Source organism: Bradyrhizobium sp. USDA 4449 (genome assembly GCF_054056275.1).
The window spans coordinates 7,059,882-7,086,405 of sequence record NZ_JBSRYD010000001.1 but is presented as its reverse complement, the minus strand read 5'-3'; the positions used below and the strand labels follow the sequence as shown (position 1 = coordinate 7,086,405).

Annotated in this window: 23 protein-coding genes and 1 pseudogene; 20 read left to right on the top strand and 4 right to left on the bottom strand. The window is 65.0% G+C overall.

Features of this window, described 5'->3' with window-relative positions; genetic code table 11:
* Positions 1-28: 28 nt before the first annotated feature.
* From ACVIIW_RS33435 to ACVIIW_RS33420, 4 genes are all read left to right on the top strand, one after another.
* The gene (locus ACVIIW_RS33435) at positions 29-1,282 is read left to right on the top strand and encodes an O-antigen ligase family protein (RefSeq protein ID WP_456705332.1); all 1,254 of its coding nucleotides are present in this window, start codon (positions 29-31) and stop codon (positions 1,280-1,282) included.
* Positions 1,283-1,396: 114 nt separating this feature from the next.
* Positions 1,397-3,307: an SDR family NAD(P)-dependent oxidoreductase gene (locus ACVIIW_RS33430; protein WP_456704595.1), complete on the top strand. Its 1,911-nt coding sequence runs from the start codon at positions 1,397-1,399 to the stop codon at positions 3,305-3,307.
* Positions 3,308-3,309: 2 nt separating this feature from the next.
* Positions 3,310-4,542, top strand: coding sequence for a glycosyltransferase family 4 protein (locus ACVIIW_RS33425; RefSeq protein ID WP_456704594.1), 1,233 nt, complete (start codon positions 3,310-3,312; stop codon positions 4,540-4,542).
* A complete protein-coding gene (locus tag ACVIIW_RS33420; protein ID WP_456704593.1) occupies positions 4,539-5,486 on the top strand; it encodes an NAD-dependent epimerase/dehydratase family protein in 948 nt (315 codons plus the stop codon). The genes ACVIIW_RS33425 and ACVIIW_RS33420 overlap by 4 nt, the downstream gene beginning before the upstream one ends.
* On the opposite strand, the gene ACVIIW_RS33415 is transcribed toward ACVIIW_RS33420, so the two are convergent.
* A complete protein-coding gene (locus ACVIIW_RS33415; RefSeq protein ID WP_456704592.1) occupies positions 5,474-6,481 on the bottom strand; it encodes an MraY family glycosyltransferase in 1,008 nt (335 codons plus the stop codon). The genes ACVIIW_RS33420 and ACVIIW_RS33415 overlap by 13 nt on opposite strands.
* Positions 6,478-7,437: a lysylphosphatidylglycerol synthase transmembrane domain-containing protein gene (locus ACVIIW_RS33410; RefSeq protein WP_456704591.1), complete on the bottom strand. Its 960-nt coding sequence runs from the start codon at positions 7,435-7,437 to the stop codon at positions 6,478-6,480. Before ACVIIW_RS33410 ends, ACVIIW_RS33415 begins: the two co-directional genes overlap by 4 nt.
* A 248-nt stretch (positions 7,438-7,685) precedes the next feature.
* Between ACVIIW_RS33410 and ACVIIW_RS33405 the strand changes: the two genes are divergently transcribed.
* From ACVIIW_RS33405 to ACVIIW_RS33355, 11 genes and pseudogenes are all read left to right on the top strand, one after another.
* Positions 7,686-8,675 carry an NAD-dependent epimerase gene (locus tag ACVIIW_RS33405; RefSeq protein ID WP_456704590.1) on the top strand — a complete coding sequence of 330 codons (990 nt, stop codon included), beginning with the start codon at positions 7,686-7,688 and terminating at the stop codon, positions 8,673-8,675.
* 7 nt (positions 8,676-8,682) lie between these two features.
* Positions 8,683-10,095 (top strand): mannose-1-phosphate guanylyltransferase/mannose-6-phosphate isomerase, encoded by a 1,413-nt coding sequence (locus ACVIIW_RS33400; protein WP_456704589.1) that lies wholly within the window; start codon positions 8,683-8,685, stop codon positions 10,093-10,095.
* 180 nt (positions 10,096-10,275) lie between these two features.
* Positions 10,276-11,280, top strand: a complete 1,005-nt coding sequence (locus ACVIIW_RS33395; RefSeq protein ID WP_456704588.1) for a Gfo/Idh/MocA family oxidoreductase — start codon at positions 10,276-10,278, stop codon at positions 11,278-11,280.
* 34 nt (positions 11,281-11,314) lie between these two features.
* Positions 11,315-12,466, top strand: coding sequence for a DegT/DnrJ/EryC1/StrS family aminotransferase (locus tag ACVIIW_RS33390; protein WP_456704587.1), 1,152 nt, complete (start codon positions 11,315-11,317; stop codon positions 12,464-12,466).
* Positions 12,467-12,656: 190 nt separating this feature from the next.
* Positions 12,657-14,183, top strand: a complete 1,527-nt coding sequence (gene murJ, locus ACVIIW_RS33385) for a murein biosynthesis integral membrane protein MurJ (protein ID WP_456704586.1) — start codon at positions 12,657-12,659, stop codon at positions 14,181-14,183.
* Between the two features lie 30 nt (positions 14,184-14,213).
* Positions 14,214-14,564 (top strand): annotated as a pseudogene (locus ACVIIW_RS33380) (SRPBCC family protein); the annotation flags it as partial.
* A gap of 69 nt (positions 14,565-14,633) precedes the next feature.
* Complete coding sequence (locus ACVIIW_RS33375) at positions 14,634-15,059, top strand: GFA family protein (RefSeq protein WP_456705331.1); 426 nt, start codon at positions 14,634-14,636, stop codon at positions 15,057-15,059.
* Positions 15,060-15,459: 400 nt separating this feature from the next.
* A complete protein-coding gene (locus tag ACVIIW_RS33370) occupies positions 15,460-15,849 on the top strand; it encodes a DUF1127 domain-containing protein (protein WP_456704585.1) in 390 nt (129 codons plus the stop codon).
* 284 nt (positions 15,850-16,133) lie between these two features.
* Entirely contained in the window at positions 16,134-18,443 is a 2,310-nt protein-coding gene (locus ACVIIW_RS33365) for a xanthine dehydrogenase family protein molybdopterin-binding subunit (RefSeq protein WP_456704584.1), read from the top strand.
* Positions 18,444-18,539: 96 nt separating this feature from the next.
* Positions 18,540-18,989, top strand: coding sequence for a c-type cytochrome (locus tag ACVIIW_RS33360; protein ID WP_456704583.1), 450 nt, complete (start codon positions 18,540-18,542; stop codon positions 18,987-18,989).
* A gap of 185 nt (positions 18,990-19,174) precedes the next feature.
* Entirely contained in the window at positions 19,175-20,458 is a 1,284-nt protein-coding gene (locus ACVIIW_RS33355) for a cystathionine gamma-synthase family protein (protein ID WP_456704582.1), read from the top strand.
* A gap of 74 nt (positions 20,459-20,532) precedes the next feature.
* On the opposite strand, the gene ACVIIW_RS33350 is transcribed toward ACVIIW_RS33355, so the two are convergent.
* Positions 20,533-20,952 carry a CHRD domain-containing protein gene (locus ACVIIW_RS33350; RefSeq protein ID WP_456704581.1) on the bottom strand — a complete coding sequence of 140 codons (420 nt, stop codon included), beginning with the start codon at positions 20,950-20,952 and terminating at the stop codon, positions 20,533-20,535.
* A 153-nt stretch (positions 20,953-21,105) separates the two neighbouring features.
* Between ACVIIW_RS33350 and ACVIIW_RS33345 the strand changes: the two genes are divergently transcribed.
* Positions 21,106-22,032, top strand: a complete 927-nt coding sequence (locus ACVIIW_RS33345; protein WP_456704580.1) for a c-type cytochrome — start codon at positions 21,106-21,108, stop codon at positions 22,030-22,032.
* On the opposite strand, the gene ACVIIW_RS33340 is transcribed toward ACVIIW_RS33345, so the two are convergent.
* Entirely contained in the window at positions 22,029-22,274 is a 246-nt protein-coding gene (locus ACVIIW_RS33340; RefSeq protein WP_018317369.1) for an Lrp/AsnC ligand binding domain-containing protein, read from the bottom strand. The genes ACVIIW_RS33345 and ACVIIW_RS33340 overlap by 4 nt on opposite strands.
* 185 nt (positions 22,275-22,459) lie before the next feature.
* Here ACVIIW_RS33340 and thiD point away from each other — a divergent pair, with 185 nt between their 5' ends.
* The 4 genes from thiD to ACVIIW_RS33320 all read left to right on the top strand — a co-directional run bounded on the left by thiD (position 22,460) and on the right by ACVIIW_RS33320 (position 26,396).
* On the top strand, positions 22,460-23,260 hold the full coding sequence (gene thiD / locus ACVIIW_RS33335; RefSeq protein ID WP_456704579.1) for a bifunctional hydroxymethylpyrimidine kinase/phosphomethylpyrimidine kinase: 801 nt from the start codon (positions 22,460-22,462) through the stop codon (positions 23,258-23,260).
* A gap of 203 nt (positions 23,261-23,463) precedes the next feature.
* Positions 23,464-24,276 carry a UDP-2,3-diacylglucosamine diphosphatase gene (locus ACVIIW_RS33330; protein ID WP_092239754.1) on the top strand — a complete coding sequence of 271 codons (813 nt, stop codon included), beginning with the start codon at positions 23,464-23,466 and terminating at the stop codon, positions 24,274-24,276.
* 13 nt (positions 24,277-24,289) lie between these two features.
* Complete coding sequence (locus tag ACVIIW_RS33325; protein ID WP_456704578.1) at positions 24,290-25,348, top strand: glycosyltransferase family 4 protein; 1,059 nt, start codon at positions 24,290-24,292, stop codon at positions 25,346-25,348.
* Between the two features lie 64 nt (positions 25,349-25,412).
* A complete protein-coding gene (locus ACVIIW_RS33320) occupies positions 25,413-26,396 on the top strand; it encodes a threonine/serine dehydratase (protein ID WP_456704577.1) in 984 nt (327 codons plus the stop codon).
* Positions 26,397-26,524 lie beyond the last annotated feature (128 nt).

Here is a 26,524-nt window from a genome sequence, read left to right as displayed (position 1 = left end):
CGCGCTGACGGAAAAAACGACCGCCCCGATGCTGTGGCGGCGTCTCCGCAGTCCGGCAGCGTGGAGCGAGACGGCCGACCTGTTCGCGATTCTGACGGTGGTCTCGCTGCCGTGGTCGACGTCGCTCACGGCGATCTTCAACGTGCTGTTCCTGGTCTGCCTGGTGCCGTTTCTCGACTGGACGGCATTCCTGCGATCGCTGACACGCCCGATCTGCGCGGCGCCGATCGCGCTGGTTCTGCTGGCGCTGGTGGGAACGCTGTGGTCGGACGCGGCGTGGGGGGCGCGTCTCTATGCGCTCAATCCGACGGTCAAGCTGCTGGTGCTGCCGGTGCTGCTCTATCATTTCGAGCGTTCGCCGCGCGGGCGCTGGATCTTCATCGCCTTCCTGGTCTCCTGTGCCCTGCTGTCGGTGATGTCGTGGCTGGTCGCCTTCTATCCCGATTTGACGCTCCGGCACGACCAACTCGAGCGCGGCATCTTCGTCAAGAACTACATCGACCAGAGCCAGGAATTCACGCTTTGCGCGGTCGCGCTCGCTTATCCGATCGTGCTGCTGCTGCGCCAGAAGCGCCACTGGCTTGCCGGATTGCTGACCGCACTGGCCCTGAGCTTCTTCGTCAACATGGCCTTCGTGGTGGTATCGCGCACCGCGCTGGTCACCATTCCGATCATGTTCGGCGTGTTCGCGCTGCTTCATTTGAGGTGGCGCAGCATCGCGCTGATCTCGATCGCCCTGGTCGCCGGGGCGGCGGTCGCCTGGCAGGCCTCGCCGCAATTGCGCAGGACCGCTGACACCTTTGTCAGCGACTACACCCGCTACAAGGAGAAGGGCGAGCCGACCTCGATTGGCCTGAGGCTCGAATTCTGGCGAAAATCCCTCGGCTTCTTCGCGGAGGCCCCGATCAAGGGGCACGGGACCGGTTCGACGCGCGGCCTGTTCGAGCAGGTCGCAACCCCGAGCGGCCAATACCTGGCGTCCGCCGAGGTGATCGGGAATCCGCATAACCAGACGCTGAACGTCGCCGTGCAATGGGGCGTCATCGGCATCGTCGTTCTCTACGCGATCTGGATCCTGCATTTGTTGTTGTTCCGCGGCGACGGACTGGCCTATTGGATCGGGCTGCTGGTCGTGGTGCAGAACATCTTCACCTCGCTGTTCAACTCCCATCTGTTCGATTTCCACGAGGGCTGGATGTACGTCATCGGCGTCGGGGTCGCCGGCGGCATGGTGATCCGGGCACAAGGAAAGGCGGCGAAGGTGGGGCAAGCCGGTTCCTGAACGGTCGCGCGGCCGGCAACCTCCGACTGGCAACTCTTGTTGCTAGAAAGTCTTGCCGAGATGGGCTATCAGCGCGGTCAGGTTGCACCCATCGGGATATTCATCGGTCGTCGGATGACGCGTCTTTCGCATCTCACATTGCGCAATTTTCTGATTGCACTCCACGACCTGCTGGCGACCACGGCGGCGCTGTTTGCGGCTTTCTACCTGCGTTTCGAGGGCGGCGAGGGTTTCTACGACCGTTTGCCGCTGCTGTTTCAGATCCTGCCCTATTTCCTCGCCTTCAGCGTGGTCGTGTTCTTCATCTTCAACCTGACCACGACGAAATGGCGGTTCATATCGCTGCCCGACGCGCTGAACATCATCCGCGTCGCGAGCGTGCTGACGGTTGCGCTGCTGGTGCTCGACTACGTCTTCGTCGCTCCCAACGTTCGCGGCGCCTTTTTCCTCGGCAAGGTGACGATCGTCCTCTACTGGTTCCTGGAGATCACCTCTCTCAGCGCGTTGCGTATGGCCTACCGCTATTTCCGCTACACGCGGGTGCGGCGCCATGCCCGCACCCAGGATGCCGCGCCGACGCTGCTGATCGGCCGCGCGGCCGATGCCGAGGTGCTTCTGCGCGGCATCGAGAGTGGCGCCATCAAGCGAATCTGGCCGGTCGGCGTGCTGTCGCCGTCGGGTTCCGATCGCGGCCAGTTCATCCGCAACGTGCCGGTGCTGGGCGACATTGACGACATCGAGGACATCGTCGCCGACTTCGCCAAGCGCAGCAAGCCGATCGCGCGCGTGGTGATGACGCCGTCGGCGTTCGAGCCGGAGGCCCATCCGGAATCGATCCTGATGCGCGCGCGCAAACTGGGTGTGATCGTCAACCGCATGCCCTCGCTGGAGAGCGGCGACGCGCCGCGGCTGACCGCGGTCGCGGTCGAGGATCTGCTGCTGCGGCCCAGCGAAAAGATCGACTATGCGCGCCTCGAGGGCTTGATCCGGGGCAAGGCCGTGATCGTCACCGGTGGCGGCGGATCGATCGGCTCGGAGATCTGCGAGCGCGTGGTCGCCTTCGGCGCCGCGCGCCTGCTGATCCTGGAGAATTCGGAGCCGGCGCTCTACGCGGTCACCGAGGCACTCGCTGCGCAGGACGCGGGGGCCACGATCGAAGGGCGGATCGCCGACATTCGCGATCGCGAGCGCGTCATGCGCCTGATGGCCGAGTTCAAGCCTGATATCGTGTTCCACGCGGCCGCGCTGAAGCACGTGCCGATCCTCGAGCGGGACTGGAGCGAGGGTGTCAAGACCAACATCTTCGGCTCGATCAACGTGGCCGACGCGGCGCTTGCCGCCGGCGCCGAAGCCATGGTGATGATCTCGACCGACAAGGCGATCGAGCCGGTGTCGATGCTCGGCCTCACCAAGCGTTTTGCCGAAATGTACTGCCAGGCGCTCGACCATGATCTTGCGACGGGCGGCGGCGCCAAGCCGCCGATGCGCCTGATCTCGGTCCGGTTCGGCAATGTGCTGGCCTCGAACGGCTCGGTGGTGCCGAAGTTCAAGGCCCAGATCGAGGCCGGCGGCCCGGTGACGGTGACCCATCCCGACATGGTCCGCTACTTCATGACCATCCGCGAGGCCTGCGATCTCGTCATCACCGCGGCAACGCATGCGCTCGGCACAGCGCGCGCGGACGTGTCGGTCTACGTCCTCAACATGGGGCAGCCGGTGAAGATCGTCGATCTCGCCGAACGCATGATACGTCTCTCCGGCCTGCAGCCCGGCTACGACATCGAGATCGTGTTCACCGGCATGCGGCCGGGCGAGCGCCTGCACGAGATCCTGTTCGCCTCCGAAGAGCCGACCCGCGAGATCGGTGTCGCCGGCATCATGGCCGCACAGCCGAACGAGCCGCCGATGCAGACCCTGCGCAAGTGGATCGCGGCGCTCGACCAGGCGATCGCACGCGACGATCGGGCGACGATCAAGACCATCCTGAAGGATGCGGTCCCCGAATTCGGGTCGACCGCGGCCTGACGATGCAGCCGCAAGACAAGATCGCTGGCAAGATCGTCGTCGCGAGTCAGCACTATCCGCCGGATCCGAGCACGACCGCGGCCATCATGGCCGAGATCGCCTGCCGCCTTGTCATCGAGCACGATGTGGTCGTGCTCTCGGGCTCGCCCGGCGCGCTGCCGGGCTCACAGACCGGCCCGGGCAAGCCGCGCGTCATCACCGTCAAGAACCGGATGGCGGGGAAGGCGGCGCTGGTCCGGCGCGGCCTGTCCGAGCTGCTGTTCGTGCTGCGCATCTTCATCGCGCTGTTGCGGCAGTTGCGGCGTGGCGACGTCGTCCTCACGGTCACCGCGCCGTTCATGCTGCCTTATGTGGTCGCGGCGGCTGCGTGGCTCAAAGGCGCGCGCTCGGCGCTGATCCTGCACGACCTCTTTCCCGACGTGCTGGTGATGGCCGGCCTGTTGAAGCCGCACTCGATCGTGACGGGCGCGATGCGCGCCGCCAACGGCCTGATGTTCCGCGCGCTCAATGCCGTCATCACCATCGGCCGCGATGCGGAAGCGCCGCTGCTCGGCTATTCCGGCATGACGCGGAGCAAGATCCGCTTCATCCCGAACTGGGCGACGCTCGTGCCCGCGGCGCGGCCGGTGACATCGGACAATCCGTTCCGCGAGCGGCTTACGGCGCGCTTCATCGTCGGGCTATCAGGCAATCTCGGCTTCACCCATGATCCCGACATCGTGTTCGAGGCGGCGCGCCTGCTGAGGGATGAACCGGATATCGGCTTCCTGCTCTCCGGCTGGGGCATCGGCTTCGAGCGGCTGAAGCAATTGCAGGCCGAAGCCAACCTGCCCAACGTCGCCTTCGTGGCGCGGGTCGAGGATGCGGAGCTCGAGGCATTCCTGGCTGCGGCCGACCTCTGGATTATTCCCTACCGGAAGGACGTGGCGGGGGTGTCGGTGCCCAGCCGTTTCTATAATCTGCTGGCGGTCGGCCGCCCGGTCGTGCTGGTTTCGGAGCCTGAGGCCGAGGCCGCCCTGACGGTGGTCGAGAGCGGGCTCGGCTGGGTGGTGACACCGGGCCGGGCCGATCAGCTCGCAGAAGCGATCCGGGCGGCGTCCCGTTCCGATGACGACGCCATGGCCGCGCGGGCGGTGAAGGCGGCCGCGAGGTTCGATCGCAGCGTTGCGATGAATGCCTATGCGGGCGTGATCAACGAGCTGTTGCGCAACCCTGTTCTTTCGGAGCAACCATGAGCGCGCGAAAACCGGTCGTGTTGGTAACGGGGGCGAGCGGCTTCGTCGGCCGCCACGTTGCGCCGACGCTCGCGGGCGAAGGTTGGTCGGTCCGCCGCGCGGTCCGCAGGCCGGGGGGCATGGACAACGAGGTCGTGATCAAATCGATCGGCCCCAATACCGATTGGACGGCCGCGCTGGACGGCGTCGATGCCGTCGTTCACCTCGCCGCCCGCGTGCATCACAAGTACGAGGAGCACGCGGTCCAGCTCTACCGCAATGTCAACATCGCCGGCACGCTGCACCTGGCACGCTCCGCCGCGATGGCGGGCGTGCGCCACTTCATCTTCATCAGCACCGTTCTCGTCCATGGCCGGAGCAACGAGGGCCGGGCCCCGTTCAGCGAGGACGACATCCTGACGCCGCGCGGCCTCTATGGCATGTCCAAGGCCGCGGCCGAGGCGGGCTTGAGGACGCTGGCGCGCGACAGCAACATGAAGATCTCGGTGATCAGGCCGCCGCTGGTCTACGGCGCGGGTGCCAAGGGCAATTTCGCGTTGCTGTCCCGCGCGGTGAATTTGGGACTGCCGCTGCCCTTTGCCGCGATCCACAACCATCGTGCCTTCCTGGCCGTGCAGAACCTCTCGTCCTTCATCCAGCGCCGGCTCGCGCAAGGCGACCACGCGAGCAATTTCGAGATATTCCTGGTGGCCGACCGGGAGCAGGTCTCGACGCCGGAATTTGTCGAGCGTCTGGCGAGGGCGTCCGGCAAGAGTCCCCGTTTGTTCGGGATGTCGCCGAAGCTGCTGAGCTCCCTGCTCGTCATGCTCGGTCGGCAGGAAACGCATGACAGTCTGATCGGCTCGCTCGAGCTCGACGTCTCCAAGGCGATCGCAACGGGATGGCAGCCAGCGGTGTCGCTCGACGAGGGCTTGCAGCTGGCGCTGGCGGCTCAGGACGCCTGAGGGCGGGAGAACCGCCGCAGCACGACAGCGACGGCGATCGCGCCGGCGAGCAGGGCGAGCAGCGTGACCGTCGTCGAGCCGGCGTGAACGCTGAGGATGGCCAGCGCCGCCAGCAAGAGATTGAGCACGAACGCCTCGCCGATCACGCGCGGGACGCTGAAGCCGTTGTCGGTCGCGCGCTGGTAGAAGTGCGAGCGGTGCGCCGACCAGAATTGTTCGCGCCGTGCGATCCGGCGGAACAGCGTGATGGTGGAATCCGCGAGGTAGTAGGCCGGCAGCAGCAGCGCCGCGGCCGGTTGTCCCTGCCAGGCAAGCTCAAGCAGGCACCAGCCGAGCAGAAGGCCGATCGGCAGGCTGCCGACATCGCCGAGAAAGACTTTTGCGACCGGTTTGTTGAACGGCGCAAAGCCGAGCATTGCGCCGCAGAGTGCCGCTGCGAGCAGTACGGCCGGCCAGGACAAGTCCCCGAGCAGTCCGAGCAGCAACAGTGCGGCGCTGATTGGCACCATTTCGGCGACCGTCATCAGGTCCAGCCCGTCCATGAAGTTGACGAGGTTCACGAACCAGACACCGGCGAGCACGATCAGGCCGCGCTCCAGCGCCAGCGGCAGGGCAGGCACGATGCGCGCTGCGTCAGGCGCGCTGAACACGACAGCGCCGACGCAAGCGGCCTGCAGCACGAGCCGCACCAGCACCGGCAGCGAGACTATGTCGTCGGCGAACCCGACCAGCGCGATGATGATAGTTGCAATCACCAGCGCCGGCGGGATGGCAACGTTCGCCCATACCGCCCATCCGGAAGCGACGACGAGCGTCGCCGCGATCACCGCGATGCCCGCGCCTTGCGGGGTGGGGATACGATGCGAGGAGCGCGCATTCGGCCGCGCCAATGCGTAGCGCTGCAGCAGGGGGCGGCTGATCCAGGTGATGAGCGCCGAGATCAGCGCGGCGATCGCGACGGCAAGCAGCGACGGCGCGATTGGAAGCGCGTTCACTCCGGGACCCCGAGCTGCGCCGAGCCCTGTGCGGCCTTCTCCGCGCTGAGGATCCAGACCAGGCCGCCGACGGCCCCGACGATGAAGAAAACCGCGCCGAATAGCAGGGAGACGTTGACGCCTTCGTTTGCGGCCAACCCGGCGAAGCCGAAGGCCAGGCCCATGCTCGCCTCGCGCACGCCCCAGCCGGCGATCGAGATCGGCATCAGCGTGATCAGCATCACGGGCGGCACCAGCAGGAAGACCTGCGCGAAGCTGACGGGCGCATCGATCGACTTCACCACGCACCAGGCGATGACGACCGCGAGCACGTGAACCAGCAGCGACAGGATTGCGAGCATCGGTCCACGCCCGGGATTGAAGATCACGCGGTTGGCGATCACGGCGCAGGCGTGGAGGTGGTGAGTGGCCCACCACGTCTTCAGCCACCGCCACTTCAGCGCGCCGAAGATCAAGAAGCCGATGCCGCCCGCGAGTGCAGCGAAGTCGACGAGCAGCAGCGCCGAGCGGCCGCTGGAATCGGTGATGAGCTGATAGCTCCAGGGCAGGCTTGCGACGATCAGGACGGCGAGCGCGACGAGGCCGATCGCGCGATCGACGAAGATCGAATAGGTCGCCGCGCGCCACCCGGCGCCGGCACGCGCGACCAGCCACAGCCGGACCGCGTCGCCACCGATCGCGGACGGCAGGGTCTGGTTGAAGAAGGAACCGATCACGTTATAGCGCATGGCGCGGCCGAGCTCGAGCGGCGCTCCGCATGCGGCGCTGACCTCGCGCCACCGCAACACGCCGACGAAGATCTGCAGGAACGCCACCGCGATCGCCACGCCGATCCAGAACAGGCTGGTGGCCGTGAAACGCGAGACCAGCTCGGTCAGGTCGACCTTGCGCAGCGCCAGATAGAGCAGCGCCGCAGAGATCAGGATTTTAGCCGTCGACAGCAGGATTCTGCGCATCTCGCCCGCATTGAACTGGGTTGGCGTAGGTTGAAGTTCACCCGACGCCGGGCGCCGAATTCGGCCGCTTTGGTATGGTTTTGGCGCCGATCTTGCAATAGCGCTGATGAAGATGGGCGCTGATGAAAAGGGCGCTGATGAAAGGGCGCCCATGGAAGCGGTTGTGAACGTCTGAGGGCTATTGCGCCCCCTCGATACCGGCTAAACTGGCCGGGGCGGGTTGGGCTTGGTGATCGCTTGGGAACAGGATGACGGATCAGGCGATTTTGGTCACGGGGGCGGCCGGTTTCATCGGCTTTCATGTTGCCCGCCAGCTGCTGGCGGAGGGGCGGGCGGTGGTCGGCCTCGACAATCTGAACGGCTATTACGATCCAGCGTTGAAACGGGCGCGTCTGGGGCTGCTCGGGAACGAGTCCCGCTTCTCCTTCGTGCAGGCTGATCTCGCCGACCGCGAGACGATGGCGGCGCTGTTTGCACGGCATCGCTTTGCGGAGGTCGTGCATCTCGCCGCCCAGGCCGGCGTGCGCTATTCGATCGAGCATCCGCAGAGTTACCTCGAATCCAATCTGCAGGGCTTTCTCAACGTGCTCGAAGGCTGCCGCAACAACGGCTGTCGTCATCTCGTCTACGCCTCGTCATCGTCCGTTTATGGCGCCAACACGAAACTGCCATTTTCCGAGCGGGACCGGACCGATCATCCCGTCAGCTTCTACGCCGCGAGCAAGAAGGCGAACGAGGTGATGGCGCAGTCCTACAGCCATCTGTACCGGCTGCCGGTGACGGGCTTGCGGTTTTTTACCATCTACGGTCCCTGGGGACGGCCTGATATGGCCATGTTTCTGTTCGTAAACGCCATCATGGCTGGCAAGCCGATCCGGCTTTTCAACCATGGCAGGATGCGCCGCGACTTCACCTATATCGACGACGTCACCCGTGTCGTATCCAAACTGATCGATCTCGTTCCTGTGGACGATCCGGCTGCCGCAAATGCGCCGTCTAAAGTCTACAATGTCGGAAATCACCGCCCCGAAGAGCTGATGCATGTCGTCGAGCTTCTGGAGCGGGAGCTGGGTCGGACGGCGATCAAAGAATTGCTGCCGATGCAGGCTGGAGATGTGGTGGAAACGTTCGCGGATGTCGAGGATTTGATGCGCGACACCGGCTTTGCACCGTCAACGCCGATCGAGCGCGGGGTCCACAATTTTGTCACCTGGTACCGCGACCACTACAAGGTTTGAAACGAAGATGGACAAACGCATTATCCCCCTGATCATGTGCGGCGGCGCCGGCACGCGGTTGTGGCCGGCTTCGCGTGAGGTGCGCCCGAAGCAGTTCCTGCCGCTGTTCGGGTCGCGCTCGACCTTCCAGGACACGCTCTTGCGCGTCTCCGACGCCGCGCTGTTCGACCGCCCTGTCGTCATCACCAACGCCGCCTACCGCTTCATGGTGTTGGAGCAACTCGCCGAGATCGGTATCGAGGCCGACGTGATCCTCGAGCCGATGCGCCGCGACTCCGGTCCTGCGATCGGCGCTGGCGCGGCGTTTGCGCAAGCCCGCAGGAGTGAAGCGATCGTGCTCGCGCTCGCCGCAGACCACGTGGTCCGGGACAACGCCGCCTTCGTCGCGGCCTGCCGCGAAGGCCTCGCGGCCGCGAGCAAGGAACGCATCGTCACCTTCGGCGTCAAGCCGGAGCGGCCGGCGACGGAATACGGCTATATCAGCCCGGGCGAGGTGATATCAGGCGAGGTTCACGCCGTGGCGCGCTTCGTCGAGAAGCCGGATGCGGTGAAGGCCGCGGATTACGTCAATTCGGGCTATCTCTGGAACAGCGGCAACTTCATGTTTCCGGCCGCCTTGCTGCTCGACGAATATCGCAGGGTGGACGCGGCGAGCGTGGAGGCGGTGTCCAATGCGGTGACCAGCGCGGGGCGCGATCTCGGCTTCGTCACGCTGGAGCCTGAGGCGTTCGGCGCGGCCAAGGCGATCTCGATCGACTACGCCGTGATGGAAAAGACTTCGCGCGCGGCTGTCGTGCCGGTGTCCTGCGGTTGGTCCGACGTCGGCTCCTGGCGCGCGGTGTGGGAATTGTCCGACAAGGACGCGCAAGGCAATGCGGCGCACGGCGCCGCCGTGTTCGAGAATTCGCGCAACTGCAACGTCACGACCGATCACGCGCTGGTCGCGCTCGAAGGCGTCGACGATCTCGTCGTGGTCGCGACCGCGGATGCGGTTCTGGTCTCGCGCCAGCAGGATGCCGACGGCCTGAAGCGTCTCGTGACCAAGCTGAAGGCGGTCGCGCCCAAGGTCACCGAGGAGCATCTGAAGGTGCATCGCCCCTGGGGCAGCTACCAGTCGGTCGACAATGGCGAGCGCCACCAGGTCAAGCGCATCGTGGTGAAACCCGGCGGGCGATTGTCGTTGCAGAAGCACCACCACCGTGCCGAGCACTGGATCGTGGTCCGAGGTGCTGCGCGTGTCACCGTGAACGAGATCGTGAAGACCGTGCACGAGAACGAATCCATCTACATCCCGATGGGCGCGGTGCACCGGATGGAGAACCCCGGCAAGATCATGCTGGAACTGATCGAGGTCCAGACCGGATCCTATCTCGGGGAAGACGACATCATCCGGATTGAAGACGACTATCAAAGGTCGTAACCAGCAAACTCCGAATCACGCGATCCGGGCTCCAAAAACCCGCTTCTGGCGGCTAAGGCCCGGAGAACGTGTAATTTTTTGAATCAAATCGTGTCCGGTCAGTCAGGCCGACATTCGCCACATCTGTGGCACCCGTGCTAGAAGCGCCCGGGGATTTGCGTTGAATCGGGGTTCGATCAGATGAGTTCCATGGGATCACAGCCGGCAAGGGCCGGCTTGCGCGTCGGTGTGATCGGCGCCGGCGTGATGGGCAGCAACCACGCGCGCGTGCTGAGCGGCCTGCCCGGCGTCAGCCTGGTCGGCGTGGTCGATCCTTCGCCGGCTCATCGCGCGCGCGCGACCGAGCTTGCCGGATGCAACAGCTTTGAGACGCTCGACCAGCTCCTTGCCGAGGGCGTCGAAGCCGTCACCATCGCGGCGCCGACCCATCTGCACCACGAGGTCGCGCTCGCCTGTATCGCCAAAAATATCCACGTGCTGGTCGAGAAGCCGATCGCCTCGACGGTGGAAGAGGGCCGCGACATCGTCGCCGCCGCGCAAAAGGCCGGCGTCACGCTCATGGTCGGCCATGTCGAGCGCTTCAATCCGGCGGTCGCCGCCGTGAAGCAGGCGATCGCGGGCGAGGACATTCTCTCGATCGCGATCACGCGCGTCGGTCCGTTCCCCCCGCGCATGTCCAATGTCGGCGTCGTCATTGATCTGGCCGTGCACGACATCGACCTGATCCGCTGGTTCACCGAATCCGACATCGTCGACGTGCAGCCGCAGCTGTCGAGCGCGGTCGCCGAACGCGAGGACATCGCGCTGCTGCAATTCCGCACCGCCAGCGGTGTGCTCGCGCACATCAACACCAACTGGCTGACGCCGTTCAAGGCGCGCAGCGTCACGGTCGCGACCCGCGGCAAATACGTGATGGGCGATCTCCTGACGCGCCAGGTCACCGAATGCTTCGGCTTCAAGCCCGACGGCAGCTATTCGATGCGGCACCTGCCGGTCGGCCATGACGAGCCGCTGCGGGCCGAGCTGATCGCCTTCCTCAAGGCCGTGCGTAACGGCGAGACTCCGGCGGTCACCGGCGACGAGGGCGTCGCCAGCCTCGAGATCGCGACGCAATGCCTCGAGGCGCCCTCACGGCCCGCGGCCACATCGCCCGCCAGCAAGGCGCCGCGCCGCGTCGCCGGCTAAAACCCTTTCCATGTCGATCATTGAAGAAGGCGCCATGAACCAGCATCTTCGTTCCGAACCCATTCCCTTCATCGACGTCGCCTCGCAGCGCGTCCGGCTCGGCGCCTCGCTCGATGCAGCCGTCAAGCGCGTGATGGACCATTGCCAGTTCGTCAATGGCCCCGAGGTTTTCGAGCTTGAAAAGCAGCTTGCGGCCTATTGCGGCGCCAAGCATGTCGTCAGCTGCTCCAACGGCACCGATGCGCTTCTGATGGTGCTGATGGCGAAAAATGTCGGGCCAGGCGATGCCGTGCTGTGTCCCTCCTTCACCTTCATTGCGACTGCATCGCCGGCGGCACGCACCGGCGCGACGCCTGTGTATGTCGACGTCGACGAGACGACCTTCAACATGAGCCCGGAATCGCTCAGGCGCGGCATTGCGGCCGCGCGCAAGGCCGGATTGAAGCCGGTCGCGGTGATTCCGGTCGATCTGTTCGGCCAGCCCGCCGACCACGATGCCATCGCCGAGATCGCTGCGGACGAAGGCCTGTTCATCATCGATGACGCCGCGCAAGGTTTCGGCGCCAGCTACAAGGGTCGCAAGCTCGGCACCTTCGGGCTCGCCACCACGACCAGCTTCTTTCCCGCAAAGCCGCTCGGTTGCTTCGGCGACGGCGGTGCGATTCTGACCGATGACGACGAGCTCGCAGCGACGCTGCGCAGCATCCGCGTGCACGGGCAGGGCGTCGACAAATACGACAATGTCCGCCTCGGCCTGACCGGCCGGCTCGACACCATGCAGGCCGCGATCCTGATCGAGAAGCTGAAGATTTTCGACGACGAGATCGCCGCCCGCAACAAGGTCGCGGAGCGTTACGCACGCGGTCTGTCCAACGTGGTCACGGTGCCGCGCCTCAGCCCCGGCAATACCTCGGTCTGGGCGCAGTACACGATCCGCTTGCCCAAAGGCACCGACCGCGACGGCTTCGCCGCGGCGCTGAAGGCCCAGGGCGTGCCGACCGCGGTCTATTACGGCAAGTCGATGCATCAGCAGTCCGCCTACAAGCAATATCCAATCGCCGAGGGTGGCCTGCCTATTTGCGAGACCCTGTCGCAGGACGTCATCAGCCTGCCGATGCACGCTTATTTGACCGAAGCCGATCAGGAGCGGGTCATCGCCGCCGTCCGCGGCGCGCTCGCGGGGTGAGTTTGGTTCGCCTCTCCCGCTTGCGGAGAGGTCGGATCCCGCAAGCGATCCGGGTGAGGGTTCTCTCCTCTGGGGGAATCTTCGTCGCCGAGACACCCTCTCCCCAACCCTCCCCCGCAAGCGGGGGAGGGAGCAAACCTCCGCCGTGGTGGCACCTAGACCTAATCGCGCCATGCTCTAAAACAGACGCATGCTCGGACGCATCTTCACCGTTGGTGGTTACACGCTGCTCTCGCGGCTGACGGGATTTGCCCGCGACATCATGCTCGCGGCCATCCTCGGCGCGGGTCCGGTGGCCGATGCCTTTTTCGTGGCGCTGCGGCTGCCCAATCATTTCCGCGCGATCTTTGCCGAGGGTGCCTTCAACGCCGCCTGGGTGCCGGCCTATGCCCACGTCCATGGCGAGCGCGGGGAGGGGGCGGCACGGCTGTTCGCCGATCGCATCTTCACGCTGCTGCTGGCCTCCCAAGTGGTGCTGCTGATCGTCGCGTGGTTGTTCATGCCGCAGGCCATGAGCATTTTGGCGCCGGGCTTTAGTGAGGATGCCGAGCAGCGCAAGCTCGCGATCGAGCTGACCCGGATCACCTTTCCCTATCTGCTGCTGATCACGCTGGTGACGCTCTACGGCGGCATGCTCAACGTGATGCAGCGCTTTGCCAGCGCGGCTGCCGCGTCGATCTTCCTCAACGCCGCGATGATGATGACGCTGGCGCTTGCCGCCTGGTTTCCGACCGCGGGCCACGCCGCGGCCTGGGGCGTGCTGATCTCGGGCTTCCTGCAGTATTTCCTGCTCGCCGGCGATCTCGCGCGTCATGGCGGCCTGCCGCGCTTTGCGCCGCTCAAGCTCGACGAGGATGTCCGCGCTTTCTTTGGGGCGCTCGGGCCGGCGACGCTGGGCTCGATGGGCACGCAGGTCGCATTGTTCGCCGACACCATCATCGCGACCTTCCTGCCCGCGGGCGCACTGTCGGCGCTATATTATGCCGACCGTCTCAATCAATTGCCGATCGGCGTGATCGGCATCGCCATCGGCACGGTGCTGCTCCCGGAGATGTCGAAACGGATCACCGCCAACGACCATGACGGCGCGATGAAGGCGCAGCGCCGCGCCTTCGATTTCACGCTGCTGTTCTCGATCCCCTTCGTGGCCGCCTTCCTCACCGTGCCCGACGAGATCATGCGCGCGCTGTTCGCCCGCGGCGCGTTCTCCAAGGCCGATGCGGTTGCCGCCGGGGGCACGCTCGCGGCCTACGCCATCGGCCTGATCCCCTTCGTGCTGATCCGCAGCGCGGTCGCGACCTTCTATGCCCGCAAGGATACCGCGACGCCGGTTCGCGCGTCGCTGACCGGCATCGCCGTCAACGTCGCTCTGAAAGTTGCCTTGATGGGCTCGCTCGCCCAGATCGGCCTCGCGCTGGCAACCGCCGTCGGCGTCTGGACCAATCTGCTGCTGGTGCTGTTCTTCGCCGTGCGGCGCGGCTTTCTCGTGCTCGATCGCGCCTGGCTGATGTCGCTCGGCAAATTCCTGCTGACCGGGATCGTGCTCGCCGCCGCCTTTTGGCTGATCGCGCGCGTCAGCGGGGCGTCGCTCGGCGCGATGCGCTTCCACGATGAGGTGACGCTGGTGCTGCTCGCCATCGGGGGCACGATCGTCTATGCCCTCGCCATCCTCGTGCTGTTCGGCCGTAGTTGGCTGGTCTCGCTGGTGCGCGGCTAGTCGCGAGCGAATGGCAAAGCGCCGGCCCGGGACGGTTGGTCGCTGATCGGGCCGTTCTGCGCGATCAAGGATTGGCTGCCCGCGGTGGGTCAGTGCATCGAGGACGGCAAGGCGCCATCGACGCGCATTCTCGTCACGAAGGACGGGATGGCCGCTTTCGTCGAGACGCAAGTTGCTCGGACTGAAGCCGAGTACAGCTACTCCTACAAGTTTCTGACGAGCCCTCTTCCCGTCTCGAACCACACCGCAACGATCAAGGTGACCGCGAAAGCCAATGGCTCTTCCACCGTGACCTGGAACGGCTATACTCCCGAGCGAGGGCAGGAGAAGGCCGCCAGTGATGCGTTGCTCGGGGTCTATGAAGCGGGCCTCGCTGAAATCCAGACAAGGTTCGCGAAACAGGGCCGAAGCTTCGGACGTCCAACCGATCGGATCAAGGAGATCGACATCATGACGATTTTCAGCGGCAAGTGCTTTTGTGGCGCGGTTGAAATCGAAGCGGAGGGAGCACCGGAGGCAATGGGATATTGCCATTGCTCGTCGTGCCGCTCCTGGTCGGCCGCCCCGGTGAACGCATTCACATTGTGGAAGCCGCAGAACGTGCGAGTGACCAAAGGCGCCGAACACGTCGCCACCTACGCACAATCGGAGCTGAGCCATCGGCAATACTGCAAGCGCTGCGGCGGACATCTCATGTGCGACCATCCGCCGCTCGGGCTCGTCGACGTGTACGCAGCCACATTGCCGACGCTGAAGTTCGCGCCGGGCGTGCACGTCAACTATTCCGAGACGGTGTTGCCGATCAGGGACGGCCTCCCGAAACTGAAGGATTTTCCTGCCGAGTTCGGAGGCTCAGGTGTCGCCATTTCTGAATAGCGATCCTTCATGATCTCAGCTGAGCTCCTGCGCAAGAGCGGCCGTCTCGTCGGCTGGCGATCTCTTTTCCGCGGCGTGCGGCCGCGGAAAAGAGGCTTGCCTTGACCGGTCCCTGCAACGCCATTTTGGGTGCTCGCGAACACCTGTTGCGACTCGCCTCAAAGGAGTGCTTGGCTCCGATGCATCTCTTGATTTTGCGCGGTTGCCGTGCTACTGGCAGCGCATGATTAAATGCTCGCGCAAAATGAACTTCTGGAACATGACCGGCTTCGGCTGGGCCGTGGAAGGAGTCGTGCGCTAGCATCTCGACGACGACATCTTTTCCACCAGGCCCCGCCGGCATCGGACGGGGCCTTTTGTTTGGCCACGCTCCCTGCCGGCACAACAGCAGGAGCGTACGATGCCACCACAACTAACGGATATTTCACCCGGACTTGAGGGCGCGGCCGCAAGGCGCGGCCTCAACCTTTCCATCGTGTCGGCCAAGAGCGCAGTCGACGCGGCGTTGGCGGCGCGCCTCGAGGCGTCCGCTGCGGCGCTGGACGACGCCCTGTCCGAAAAGAATGCTGCCCAACTACCGACGCGAAGCGTCTTCAGCCTGCTCAAGCGGGCCTGGCTTGCGATTTGGGAGCGGCGCCGGGGCCGGCACCTCGGTTTGCAGGATTTGAGTGACAGGGAGCTGATGGACATCGGTCTGACGCGCAGCGAGGTTGACTACCTCTCGCCCCAGCGCGTGATCGATAATTTGAGGGACAGCACGCGCTATTTCTGGAATGGCAGTGGGATGTAGATGATCAGCCGCGAGATTTGGACGCGCATTCTGAGACCAAGCGGCGGTCAGCCCGGCCGCTTGTTCTCAGGCGTGCCCGGCCCTGCGTGCTCGGCGCCATCCGGCTCGCCGGCGCGAGCGCATCCGACCAATCATCGATCTTCACAGGGAAATGACCGCGCCGGCTGCGACGCTCGAGGTCCTGGGCATTTTTTCGCGGGTCCCGCCTGCCTAAACCCGTTTGCCTTGCCAGTTTTTCCACGGCAATATGCCGCCAAAACAACCATGAGAAACGGGAAGATAGAATGGCAGCCCCCATCAAGTTCGGCGTTGGCCAAAGCGTGCTCCGCAAGGAGGACGACGCGCTGATCCGCGGCAAGGGCCGCTATACCGACGATTACGCGCCGCAGGCCGCGCTGCGCTGCCTGGTGCTGCGCTCGCCGCATGCCCATGCCAGGTTCACCATCGACGCGAGCCGCGCCCGCTCGCTTCCTGGTGTCGCGCTGATTCTGACCGCCGCCGAGGTCGCCGATCTCGGCAATCTGCCCTGCCTGTTCAATCTCGAGACCGATCCGTTCACCGGACCGCCGTACCCGATCCTGGCCAAGGACGAGGTGCGCCATGTCGGCGATTCCGTCGCCTTCGTCGTCGCCGAGACCATCGACCAGGGCCGCGACGCCATCGAGGCGATCGACGTCAAATGGAGCCCGCTGCCGGCCGTCACCGGCGTCGTCAACGCCGTCAAGACGGGCGCGCCGCAGGTCTGGCCGGACAAGCCGGGCAATGTGCTGTTCGACGTCTCGATCGGCGACAAGAAGGCGACTGAGGCTGCGTTCGCCAGGGCGCATGCGGTGGCCGAAATCTCCATCGTCAATCCGCGCGTGGTCGCGAGCTTCATGGAGACGCGCGCGGCGGTCTGCGAATACGATGCCAAGGCCGATCATCTGACGCTGACCGTCGGCAGCCAGGGCAGCCATCGGCTGCGCGACATCCTGTGCCAGAACGTGCTGAACATCCCGACAGACAAGATGCGGGTGATCTGCCCCGACGTCGGCGGCGGTTTCGGCACGAAGCTGTTTCCGTATCGCGAATACGCCCTGATGGCGGTCGCGGCGCGCAAGCTGAAGAAGGCGGTGAAGTGGTCGGCCGACCGCTCAGAGCATTTCATGGGCGACGCGCAGGGCCGCGACAACGTCACCACCGCGAAGATGGCGCTGGCCGAAGACGGAAAATTCCTCGCGATGGATTGCGACCTGATGGGCGACATGGGCGCGTATCTGTCGACCTTCGGGCCCTACATTCCGCATGGCGGCGCCGGCATGCTGCCGGGCCTCTACGACATCCAGAACTTCCACTGCCGGGTGCGCACCATCTTCACCAACAGCGTGCCCGTCGATGCCTATCGCGGCGCGGGCCGGCCGGAGGCGGCTTACGTCATCGAGCGCCTGGTCGACGCGTGCGCGCGAAAACTGGAGATGACGCCGGACGCCATCCGCCGCAAGAACTTCATTCCGCCGAAGGCGCTCCCCTACAAGACGGCGACCGGCAAGGTCTATGATTCCGGCGATTTCGCCGCGCATCTCAAGCGCGCGATGGAGATCGCCGACTGGAAGGAGTTTTCGAAGCGCGCCAAGGCGGCCAAGAAAAACGGTCTGATCCGCGGCATTGGCCTAGCAAGCTACGTCGAGGTTTGCGGCACCATGGGAGAGGAAACCGCCAATGTGCGGATGGACCCCAATGGTGACATCACCGTCCTGATCGGCACGCAGTCGAGCGGGCAGGGCCACCAGACTGCCTATGCGCAGATCGTGGCCGAGCAGTTCGGCGTTGCGCCCGAGCGTGTACACGTCCACCAGGGCGACACCGCAATGATCGCCACCGGTCTTGGCACCGGCGGCTCGGCCTCGATCCCGTCGGGCGGGGTGAGCGTCGAGCGCGCCACGCGTGAGCTCGGCCAGAAGCTGAAAGAGATCGCGGCGCAGGCGCTGGAAGCCAGCGCCGGCGACCTCGAGATATCAGACGGCCTCGTGCGCATTGCCGGCACCGACCGTTCGATCTCGTTCGCCGATCTCGCCAAGCGTCCCGGCGCGGATCCATCCAAGCTGAACGCCAGCGCGACCTTTGCCAGCGCCGACGGCACCTATCCCAACGGCACGCATGTCGCCGAGGTCGAGATCGATCCGGCGACCGGCATCATCAGAATCGTCAATTACGTGATCGTCGACGATTTCGGCAAGACGCTCAATCCGCTGCTGCTGGCGGGCCAGGTGCATGGCGGCGCCATGCAAGGCATCGGCCAGGCGCTGATGGAGCAGGTGGTCTATGGCGCGACCGACGGCCAGCTCATCACCGCCACCTACATGGACTACGCCCTGCCGCGCGCCGCTGATGGTCCGTCCTTCGTGTTCGAGACCAACAACATTCCCTGCACGACCAACCCAATGGGCGTGAAGGGTGCGGGCGAGGCCGGCGCGATCGGCTCCTGTCCGGCCGTCGTCAACGCGATCGTTGACGGTCTCTGGCGCGAGTACAAGATCGATCATATCGACATGCCGGCGACGCCCGAGCGGGTATGGATCGCGATCAACGAGCACCATCGCCGCCACAGGCTGTGAGGCGGCGCATCGCCCGCGGGAATTAACGGCCCGCGGCCGGGTTCTATCCTCATGAGCATCCCCCAAAACCGACTTGCGAGCCGGAGTCACGAGCCGATGAAACGAACGTTGATTGTCGTGGGCACCCTTGTTCTGGGGGCAGGCGCCGTGATGGCGCAGCAGGAGATTGCCGTGCAGCAGGACAATCTGATGCGCTCGCAGGCCAAGAGCATGTACGGCGTCATCCTCAAGATGGCGAAGGGCGAGATTCCCTACAACCAGAAGGCCGCCGACGAGGCGATCGCCAATCTGGAGGCCGACGTCGCCAAGATCGCCAAGACTTTCGAGGTGAATCCCAAGCAGGCCGTCGTGAACGCGACCTATGGATCGTCGCCGAAAGTCTGGCAGAACAAGGCCGATTTCGATTCTAAGATCCCGCCGGTGCAGAAGGCGATCGCCGACGTCAAGGGCAAGATCCACGATGTGGCGAGCCTGAAGGCCGCCTACACCGCGATGAACGACCGTTGCAATGATTGCCACGAGACGTACCGGGTGAAGCTGAAGTAGGGCGGCACAGCCCGTTACTCCGTCTACGGGCATCATGCCTTTCTGATTCCATCAGCTAATTCTCCTCCATGGTCTGACGGATCGTCGTCAGAATGGTTATGTTTGCTTGCGCCGAGCGGCGTCGATGCCTCAGGTTCGGAGCTCCGACGCGCGGGCGGCGATCGCAGTCAACAGCGAGACAGGCCATGGCAAAACCGTTCCCGTCGAAAACCCATATTGGCAACCATATGCTGCATCCGGAAACGCTGATGCTGACCTATGGCTACGATCCGCAGCTGTCGGAAGGCGCCATCAAGCCGCCGGTGTTCCTGACCTCGACCTTCGTGTTCAAGACCGCCGAGGACGGCCAGGACTTCTTCGACTACGTCGCCGGCCGGCGCGAGCCGCCGGCGGGCATGGGCGCCGGCCTGGTCTATTCGCGCTTCAACCATCCCAACAGCGAGATCGTCGAGGACAGGCTCGCAGTCTACGAGCGCACCGAGGGCTGCGCGCTGTTCTCCTCAGGCATGGCGGCGATCTCGACCACGATTCTGGCGTTCGTGCGGCCCGGCGACGTCATCCTGCATTCACAGCCGCTTTATGGTGGCACCGAGACGCTGCTGACGAACACGCTGTCGCGGTTCTCGATCGGCGCGGTCGGCTTTGCCGATGGCATCGACGAAGCGACGGTCAATAGCGCCGCGGAGGAGGCGATGCGCAAGGGCCGGGTCTCGATGATTTTGGTCGAGACCCCCGCCAACCCGACCAACGGCCTCGTCGACATCGCGCTGATGCGCCGCGTCGCCGATGCCATCGGCAAGGCCCAGGGCCAGACGCCGATCATCGCCTGCGACAACACGCTGCTCGGCCCGGTGTTTCAGCGGCCGATCGAGCACGGCGCCGACATCTCGCTGTACTCGCTGACCAAATATGTCGGCGGGCACTCCGACCTGATCGCCGGCGCCGCGCTCGGCACCAAGGCGGTGATGAAGGGCGTCAAGGCGCTGCGCGGCGCCATCGGCACCCAGCTCGATCCGCATTCCTGCTGGATGATCAACCGCTCGCTCGAGACCTTGAGCCTGCGCATGGAGAAGGCCAACAGCAACGCGCGCCTCGTCGCGGATTATCTACGCGGTCACGCCAAGGTGGCGAAGGTCCATTATCTCGGTCACCACGAGGAGGACTCACCCTCGGGGCGCGTGTTCGCACGGCAATGCCTGGGGGCGGGATCGACATTCTCGTTCGACATCGTCGGCGGCCAGGCGGCGGCGGAGAAATTCCTCAACGGCTTGCAGATCTTCAAGCTCGCCGTGAGCCTTGGCGGAACGGAGTCGCTCGCCAGCCTCCCGGCGACGATGACCCATTCCGGTGTCCCCGCCGATATCAGGCACAAGATCGGCGTGCTCGATTGCACCATCCGGCTGTCGATCGGCATCGAAAATCCATCCGACCTGATCGCCGACCTCGAGCACGCATTGAGCGCGGCCTGAGCTACGGCAGATTCAGAATAGAAGGGGCCGAGCGCTGCTCGCGCCCGGCCCTCGCCGATGCGATTGCTATGAACTTACTTGGTCACCTGGCCGCGGATTTCGCCGCCCGGATTTGCCGCCGTGTGGACGTTGACATAGAGCTTGCCGGCGAGGAGATCGGAGGCCTGCGCGTCGGTCAGCGTCGCCGAGCCTTCGACCGGGCTGTTCGCGGCGCCGGGGATCGGCACCATGACGCCGGCGTTCTTGCCAGGCTCGGCCGGACCGTGGAAATGAGCGGCGGTGGCGGGGCCGGAGAGCCCGGAATAGGTCAGCTTCCAGGAGAGCTTCTTGCTGGCGGCGTCATAGTCGATGTCAGCCGTGCCGGTACCGGCGCTGGCATTGGCGGGGACTTCGGACTTGCCGTCCAGCGTCGCCTTCAATTTCTCCGCGCTGGCCGAGCCTGCGAATGCGACGGCGGCTCCGAGTGCCAGCGTGGCAAAAAGGGCTTTGTTCATGGGTCTCTCCCTGTTGACGCCTGATTGCGGTCAACCTGCAAACAGTGCGATTGCAAGTTTATTCCCGGATTCCGATCGAACCATCTAAATTATTCGTGGCTGGAGCGGCTGCGGGTTGATCCGTAAATTCGCCGGAGCACGATGGGATCCGCAATGCTGCGACGAACAATTTATGTCATTCTCGTCACGACCGTTGCAGCTGTTGCCGCTTATTGGTGGCTGACCGCGCCGACTGCGCTGGCCTTGCCGGCGCCGACGCGCGGGCCCGATCTCGCCAACGGGCAGGAGCTGTTCAACGCCGGGGGCTGCTCGTCCTGCCATGCCGTGCCCAACCAGCCGGATCGTCTGCGGCTCGGTGGCGGCCTGGCGCTCGGCTCGCCGTTCGGCACGTTCTATGTCCCGAACATTTCGCCCGATCCCAATGACGGCATCGGACGCTGGAGCGAGGCCGATTTCGTCAATGCGGTGACACGCGGCATTTCGCCAGAGGGCACACACTACTATCCGGCGTTTCCCTACACGTCCTACCACATCGCTGATATTAACGACGTCCGCGATCTCTTCGCTTACCTGAAGACGCTGCCGCAGGTCTCGGGCCGGGTGCGCGACCATGATCTGCCGTTTCCGTTCAACATCCGCCGCAATGTCGGCATCTGGAAATGGCTGTTCATGGATGTCAGGCCGTTCGTGCCAGATCCGGCACGTTCAGCGCAATGGAATCGCGGCGCCTATCTCGTCAACGGCTTTGGCCATTGCGCCGAGTGCCACAGCCCGCGCAATGTTCTCGGCGGCGTCATCGGCTCGCAGCGCTTCGCCGGCGGCCCCAATCCCGAAGGCGAGGGCTGGGTGCCGAACATCACTCAGAAGGGCTTGGGCAGCTGGAGTGAGAGCGACATCGCCGACTTCCTCGAGACCGGCGACATGCCCGAGGGCGACAGCGCATCGGGCTCGATGCGGCCGGTGATCAAGAACCTCGCGCAGCTCAAGCCTGAGGACCGCGCGGCGATGGCCGCCTATCTGAAGTCGCTGCCGCCCGTCGATGGCCCGACGCCGCCCAAGCGCAGGGAAGGTGGCGGCTAGCTGGCGCCGAACGCCTTGAAGGTGATGATGGTGAGGGTGTCCTGGATGCCCGGCAGCACCTGCACCTTCTCGTTCACGAAGTGGCCGATGTCGGTGTCTTTGTCGACATAGAACTTCACCAGCAGATCGTATTGGCCTGCCGTGGAGTAGATCTCGGAGGCGATCTCGGCTTCGGCGAGCGCGTTGGCCACCGTATAGGACTGGCCGAGCTTGCATTTGATCTGGACGAAAAAAGGAACCATAGCAGTCACTCCGAAGGCCTGTTCCCGGCCAATAGGCCAAAACCGGCCCGATTTAGCAAGCCGCCAGCGGTCGCGACAAGTGCCACGAGGTCATCGGCGCCGCGAGATTCGGCGGCTTGCTGGGGCTGTGGGAGGGCGCTAGGACAGGCGATGGCCGAGTTTTGTTCAAGCAAGCGTGTCCCGCGATGACGACATCAGTGGCGCTCACCATCGCCGGTTCCGATTCGAGCGGCGGCGCCGGCATCCAGGCCGACCTGAAGACCTTTGCCGCACTCGGCGTCTACGGCACCTCCGCAATCACCGCGTTGACCGCGCAAAACACCAAAGGCGTCACCGGCATTCACCCGGTGCCCGCTGATTTCCTCACCGCGCAGATCGATGCGGTGTTCTCCGATCTTGACGTCGGCGCCGTCAAGATCGGCATGGTGGCGCAGGCAGGCAGCATCGATGCGATCGCCTCAGCGCTGTCGTACTGGAGGCCGCGCCATGTCGTGCTCGATCCCGTGATGGTCGCAAGTTCGGGCGATCGCTTGCTTGCCGCGGAGGCCGTCGAAGCGTTGCGCACGAAACTGATGCCGCTCGCGTCGGTGATCACGCCCAATCTGCCGGAGGCGGCTGCGCTGCTGGACGAGCCGGTCGCGCGAAGGGAGAGCGATGTCGAAAGCCAGGGGCGTCGCCTGCTTGGCCTCGGCTGCCGCGCCGTCCTGATCAAGGGCGGGCACGGCGAGGGAGCGGAGAGCACCGACTATCTGATCAGCGCCACCGCCATGATCGCGCTTGCTGCACCGCGCATCACGACCCGCAACACGCACGGCACCGGCTGCTCGCTATCCTCAGCGGTTGCGGCAGGTCTTGCCAAGGGCGAAGATCTCGAAACGGCCGTGCGCAATGCCAAGAGCTGGATCAGCGCGGCGATCGCTTCTGCCGACCGCTTCAGCGTCGGTCACGGCCACGGGCCGATCCATCATTTCCACCGATTTTACTGACGCTGATTTCGCGGCTCGCAAGCACCCGGCGGGACCATGGCTTCCCGGCATTTTGCGGGGCCCCATCGCGGGCCATGTCGCCTGTTTGTCGCATGCGGCTGATATTCGCGGGGAGGGCGAGGCAAGGTCCGATTCGTATCCGAGGGTGCCTCAAAGGTTCAATCGTCATCCCCCTGTCACGGGACATTGTTACAGGCTGTCGCATGGGAAGTTACGATGTGAGTGACGAAAGCCCGGAGCGGCGCTTTCGCACGTTGTTCATCTCCGACGTCCATCTCGGAGCCCGCGGCTCTCAAGCCGATCTTCTGCTGGACTTCCTGCGTTACCACGATGCCGACACGATCTATCTCGTCGGCGACATCGTGGATGGCTGGGCATTGAAATCGAGCTGGCATTGGCCGCAATCGCATAACGACCTCGTCCAGAAGCTGCTGCGCAAGGCGCGCAAGGGTGCCAAGGTCGTCTACGTGCCCGGCAATCACGACGAGTTCCTGCGCAACTATTACGGCACGCATTTCGGCGGCATCGACGTCGTCGAGAACACCGTCCACACCGGCGTGGACGGCAAGCGATATCTCGTCATCCACGGCGACATCTTCGACCTCGTGGTGCAGAACGCGCGCTGGCTCGCCCATCTCGGCGACAAGGCCTACGACTTCGCGATCCAGATGAATCGCTTCGTCAACTTCTTCCGCCGCATGTTCAAGGTGCCCTATTGGTCGCTGTCGCAATGGGCCAAGCAGAAGGTCAAGAACGCGGTCAACTATATCGGCGCGTTCGAGCAGGCGCTCGCCGCCGAAGCACGGCGCCACGACGCCGATGGCGTGATCTGCGGCCACATCCACTACGCCGTGATCCGCGACGAGAACGGCATCCGCTACATGAACTGCGGCGACTGGGTCGAGAGCTGCACTGCGCTGGTCGAGCACGACGACGGCCGTTTCGAGATCATCACCTGGGCGGATCACCTGCAGAAGCCGGCGGAAGTGCCGCAGGTGGCAGCCAGAGCTGCTTGATGAGAGCTGCCTGATGCGCATCCTGGTCGCGACCGACGCCTGGCACCCGCAAGTCAACGGTGTGGTTCGGACGCTGACCAAGCTCGCTGACGCCGCGAAGGCGCTTCAAGTCGAAGGTCTTGGCGTCGAGTTCACGTTCCTGACGCCGCAATCGTTCCGCACCTTTGCGATGCCGAGCTATCGCGACGTGCGGCTGGCGATGCCGCGCCCGGCGCGCATTGCGAAGCTGATCGAGGAAGCCCGGCCCGACAGCATCCACATCGCGACGGAAGGACCGATCGGCGTGATGGTCCGCCGCTATTGCCGCCAGCGCAAGCTGCCGTTCACGACCAGCTTCCACACCCGCTTCCCCGAATATGTCCGCGCCCGCGTGCCGGTTCCGGGCTCGCTGATCTGGCGGGCGCTGCGCCGCTTCCACGGCCCGAGCCGGGCCGTGATGGCGGCGACGCCAGCGCTGGCCCGCGAACTCGGCGAGCGCGGTTTCGACAATGTCGTGCTGTGGCCACGCGGCGTCGATACGCATCTGTTCCACCCCCGCGCCATCGATCTTTGCCTGCCGGCCCCCGTCTTCCTTTCGGTCGGCCGCGTCGCGGTGGAGAAGAATCTCGAGGCGTTCCTCGATCTCGATCTGCCCGGCACCAAGGTCATCGTCGGCGACGGCCCGGCGCGCAACGCGCTGGAAGAGGCCTATCCCGATGCAATTTTCCTGGGCGAAAAGCACGGGGAGGAGCTGGCCGACATCTATGCGGCGGCCGATGTCTTCGTGTTTCCGAGCAAGACCGACACGTTCGGCCTGGTCCTGCTCGAGGCGCTCGCGAGCGGACTGCCGGTCGCGGCGTTCCCGGTGAAGGGGCCCCGCGACGTCATCGGCGATGCACCTGTCGGCGCGCTGGAGGATGATCTGCGTGACGCCTGCCTTGCGGCGCTCGACATCTCCAGGCAGGCCTGCGTCGAATTCGCCGCCGCCTATACCTGGGAGGCCTCGGCGCGGGCTTTTGTCGAGCGCATCCGCGCCGTTGGCGCCGTGCTGCCTGGCCGGGCTGGAGCGGAACGGCCGCGGTTCGTCGCCTGAGCGCAGAGGATCCTCGCCCGGAGGTGTCTTGCCCGCGGCTCGTCCGCCGCGATAAAATCACGCCATGTCCGAACAGCCCCTTCCGGTCGGCCCCGCCGATATCGACGCCGCAGCGCGCGTGCTCGCGCCCTTCGCCGTCCGCACCCCGTTGTTGTCCTTGCCCGTGCTCAACGAGCGCGTGGGTGCAAAAGTTTTCCTGAAGCCGGAGATGCTCCAGCGCACCGGCTCCTTCAAATTCCGCGGCGCCTTCAACAAGGTGTTCTCGATCCCGCAGGACAAGCGCCCGGGGGGCGTCGTCGCGTTCTCCTCCGGCAACCACGCCCAGGGCGTGGCGGCGGCGGCCAAGATCCTGGACATGCAGGCGACCATCGTGATGCCGGCGGACGCGCCGCTGTCGAAGCGCGAGCGCACCAAATCCTATGGCGCCGAAGTCGTGCTGTACGATCGCGACCGCGACGACCGCGAGGCGATCTCGCGCGGCATCGCCGAGAAGCGCGGCGCGACGCTGGTCCGGCCCTATGACGATCCGTTCGTGATCGCTGGCCAGGGCACCGCCGGCCGCGAGATCGCGGAAGACATGGCTGCGCTCGGCCTTGCGCCCGATGTCGTGGTGGCACCGGCCTCCGGCGGCGGCCTGATCGCGGGCGTCGCCACGGCGGTGAAGGCACGCTATCCGCAAGCCGAGATCGTGGTGGCCGAGCCCGAGGCGTTCGACGATCACGGCCTGTCGCTGACCGCAGGCCATCGCGAGCCGCATCCGCCCGCGGGCCGCACCATCTGCGACGCGCTGATGGCCTTGATCCCCGGTGAGTTGACGTTTGCGATCAACAGCAAGCTGCTCGCGCGCGGCGTGACGGCGTCCGACAAGGAGGTCGGCGCGGCGGTCGCCTTTGCCTATCGCGAGCTGAAGCTCGTGGTTGAACCCGGGGGCGCCGTGGGCCTCGCCGCGCTGCTCGCGGGGCGTCTCGATGTCGCCGGGAAGAACGTCGTCATCGTGCTCTCCGGCGGCAATGTCGATGCGGATCTGTTTGCCGAGCTGGTGGCGTGATTTTCCCAATTTCGTGAGACAAACGAGGGGCAGAGCGTTTCCGCTCTGCCCCTTTGTACGTGTTGAGTTCGAGCTTGCCGCTTGCGCGGTGCAACCTCTCCCGCTAGCGGGGCAGGTCGGCGCGAAGC

Excerpts from the sequence above, each read along its gene's own strand:
- ACVIIW_RS33350 (WP_456704581.1), bottom strand. The coding sequence starts at position 20,952 with ATGAACAAAGCCCTTTTTGCCACGCTGGCACTCGGAGCCGCCGTCGCA.
- ACVIIW_RS33410 (WP_456704591.1), bottom strand. The coding sequence starts at position 7,437 with ATGCGCAGAATCCTGCTGTCGACGGCTAAAATCCTGATCTCTGCGGCG.
- murJ (WP_456704586.1), top strand. The coding sequence starts at position 12,657 with ATGCTCGGACGCATCTTCACCGTTGGTGGTTACACGCTGCTCTCGCGG.
- ACVIIW_RS33340 (WP_018317369.1), bottom strand. The coding sequence starts at position 22,274 with ATGGTTCCTTTTTTCGTCCAGATCAAATGCAAGCTCGGCCAGTCCTAT.
- ACVIIW_RS33430 (WP_456704595.1), top strand. The coding sequence starts at position 1,397 with ATGACGCGTCTTTCGCATCTCACATTGCGCAATTTTCTGATTGCACTC.
- ACVIIW_RS33425 (WP_456704594.1), top strand. The coding sequence starts at position 3,310 with ATGCAGCCGCAAGACAAGATCGCTGGCAAGATCGTCGTCGCGAGTCAG.
- ACVIIW_RS33395 (WP_456704588.1), top strand. The coding sequence starts at position 10,276 with ATGAGTTCCATGGGATCACAGCCGGCAAGGGCCGGCTTGCGCGTCGGT.
- ACVIIW_RS33420 (WP_456704593.1), top strand. The coding sequence starts at position 4,539 with ATGAGCGCGCGAAAACCGGTCGTGTTGGTAACGGGGGCGAGCGGCTTC.
- ACVIIW_RS33400 (WP_456704589.1), top strand. The coding sequence starts at position 8,683 with ATGGACAAACGCATTATCCCCCTGATCATGTGCGGCGGCGCCGGCACG.
- ACVIIW_RS33330 (WP_092239754.1), top strand. The coding sequence starts at position 23,464 with ATGGGAAGTTACGATGTGAGTGACGAAAGCCCGGAGCGGCGCTTTCGC.
- thiD (WP_456704579.1), top strand. The coding sequence starts at position 22,460 with ATGACGACATCAGTGGCGCTCACCATCGCCGGTTCCGATTCGAGCGGC.
- ACVIIW_RS33370 (WP_456704585.1), top strand. The coding sequence starts at position 15,460 with ATGCCACCACAACTAACGGATATTTCACCCGGACTTGAGGGCGCGGCC.
- ACVIIW_RS33360 (WP_456704583.1), top strand. The coding sequence starts at position 18,540 with ATGAAACGAACGTTGATTGTCGTGGGCACCCTTGTTCTGGGGGCAGGC.
- ACVIIW_RS33390 (WP_456704587.1), top strand. The coding sequence starts at position 11,315 with ATGAACCAGCATCTTCGTTCCGAACCCATTCCCTTCATCGACGTCGCC.
- ACVIIW_RS33435 (WP_456705332.1), top strand. The coding sequence starts at position 29 with ATGCTGTGGCGGCGTCTCCGCAGTCCGGCAGCGTGGAGCGAGACGGCC.
- ACVIIW_RS33405 (WP_456704590.1), top strand. The coding sequence starts at position 7,686 with ATGACGGATCAGGCGATTTTGGTCACGGGGGCGGCCGGTTTCATCGGC.
- ACVIIW_RS33365 (WP_456704584.1), top strand. The coding sequence starts at position 16,134 with ATGGCAGCCCCCATCAAGTTCGGCGTTGGCCAAAGCGTGCTCCGCAAG.
- ACVIIW_RS33375 (WP_456705331.1), top strand. The coding sequence starts at position 14,634 with ATGACGATTTTCAGCGGCAAGTGCTTTTGTGGCGCGGTTGAAATCGAA.
- ACVIIW_RS33355 (WP_456704582.1), top strand. The coding sequence starts at position 19,175 with ATGGCAAAACCGTTCCCGTCGAAAACCCATATTGGCAACCATATGCTG.
- ACVIIW_RS33325 (WP_456704578.1), top strand. The coding sequence starts at position 24,290 with ATGCGCATCCTGGTCGCGACCGACGCCTGGCACCCGCAAGTCAACGGT.
- ACVIIW_RS33345 (WP_456704580.1), top strand. The coding sequence starts at position 21,106 with ATGCTGCGACGAACAATTTATGTCATTCTCGTCACGACCGTTGCAGCT.
- ACVIIW_RS33320 (WP_456704577.1), top strand. The coding sequence starts at position 25,413 with ATGTCCGAACAGCCCCTTCCGGTCGGCCCCGCCGATATCGACGCCGCA.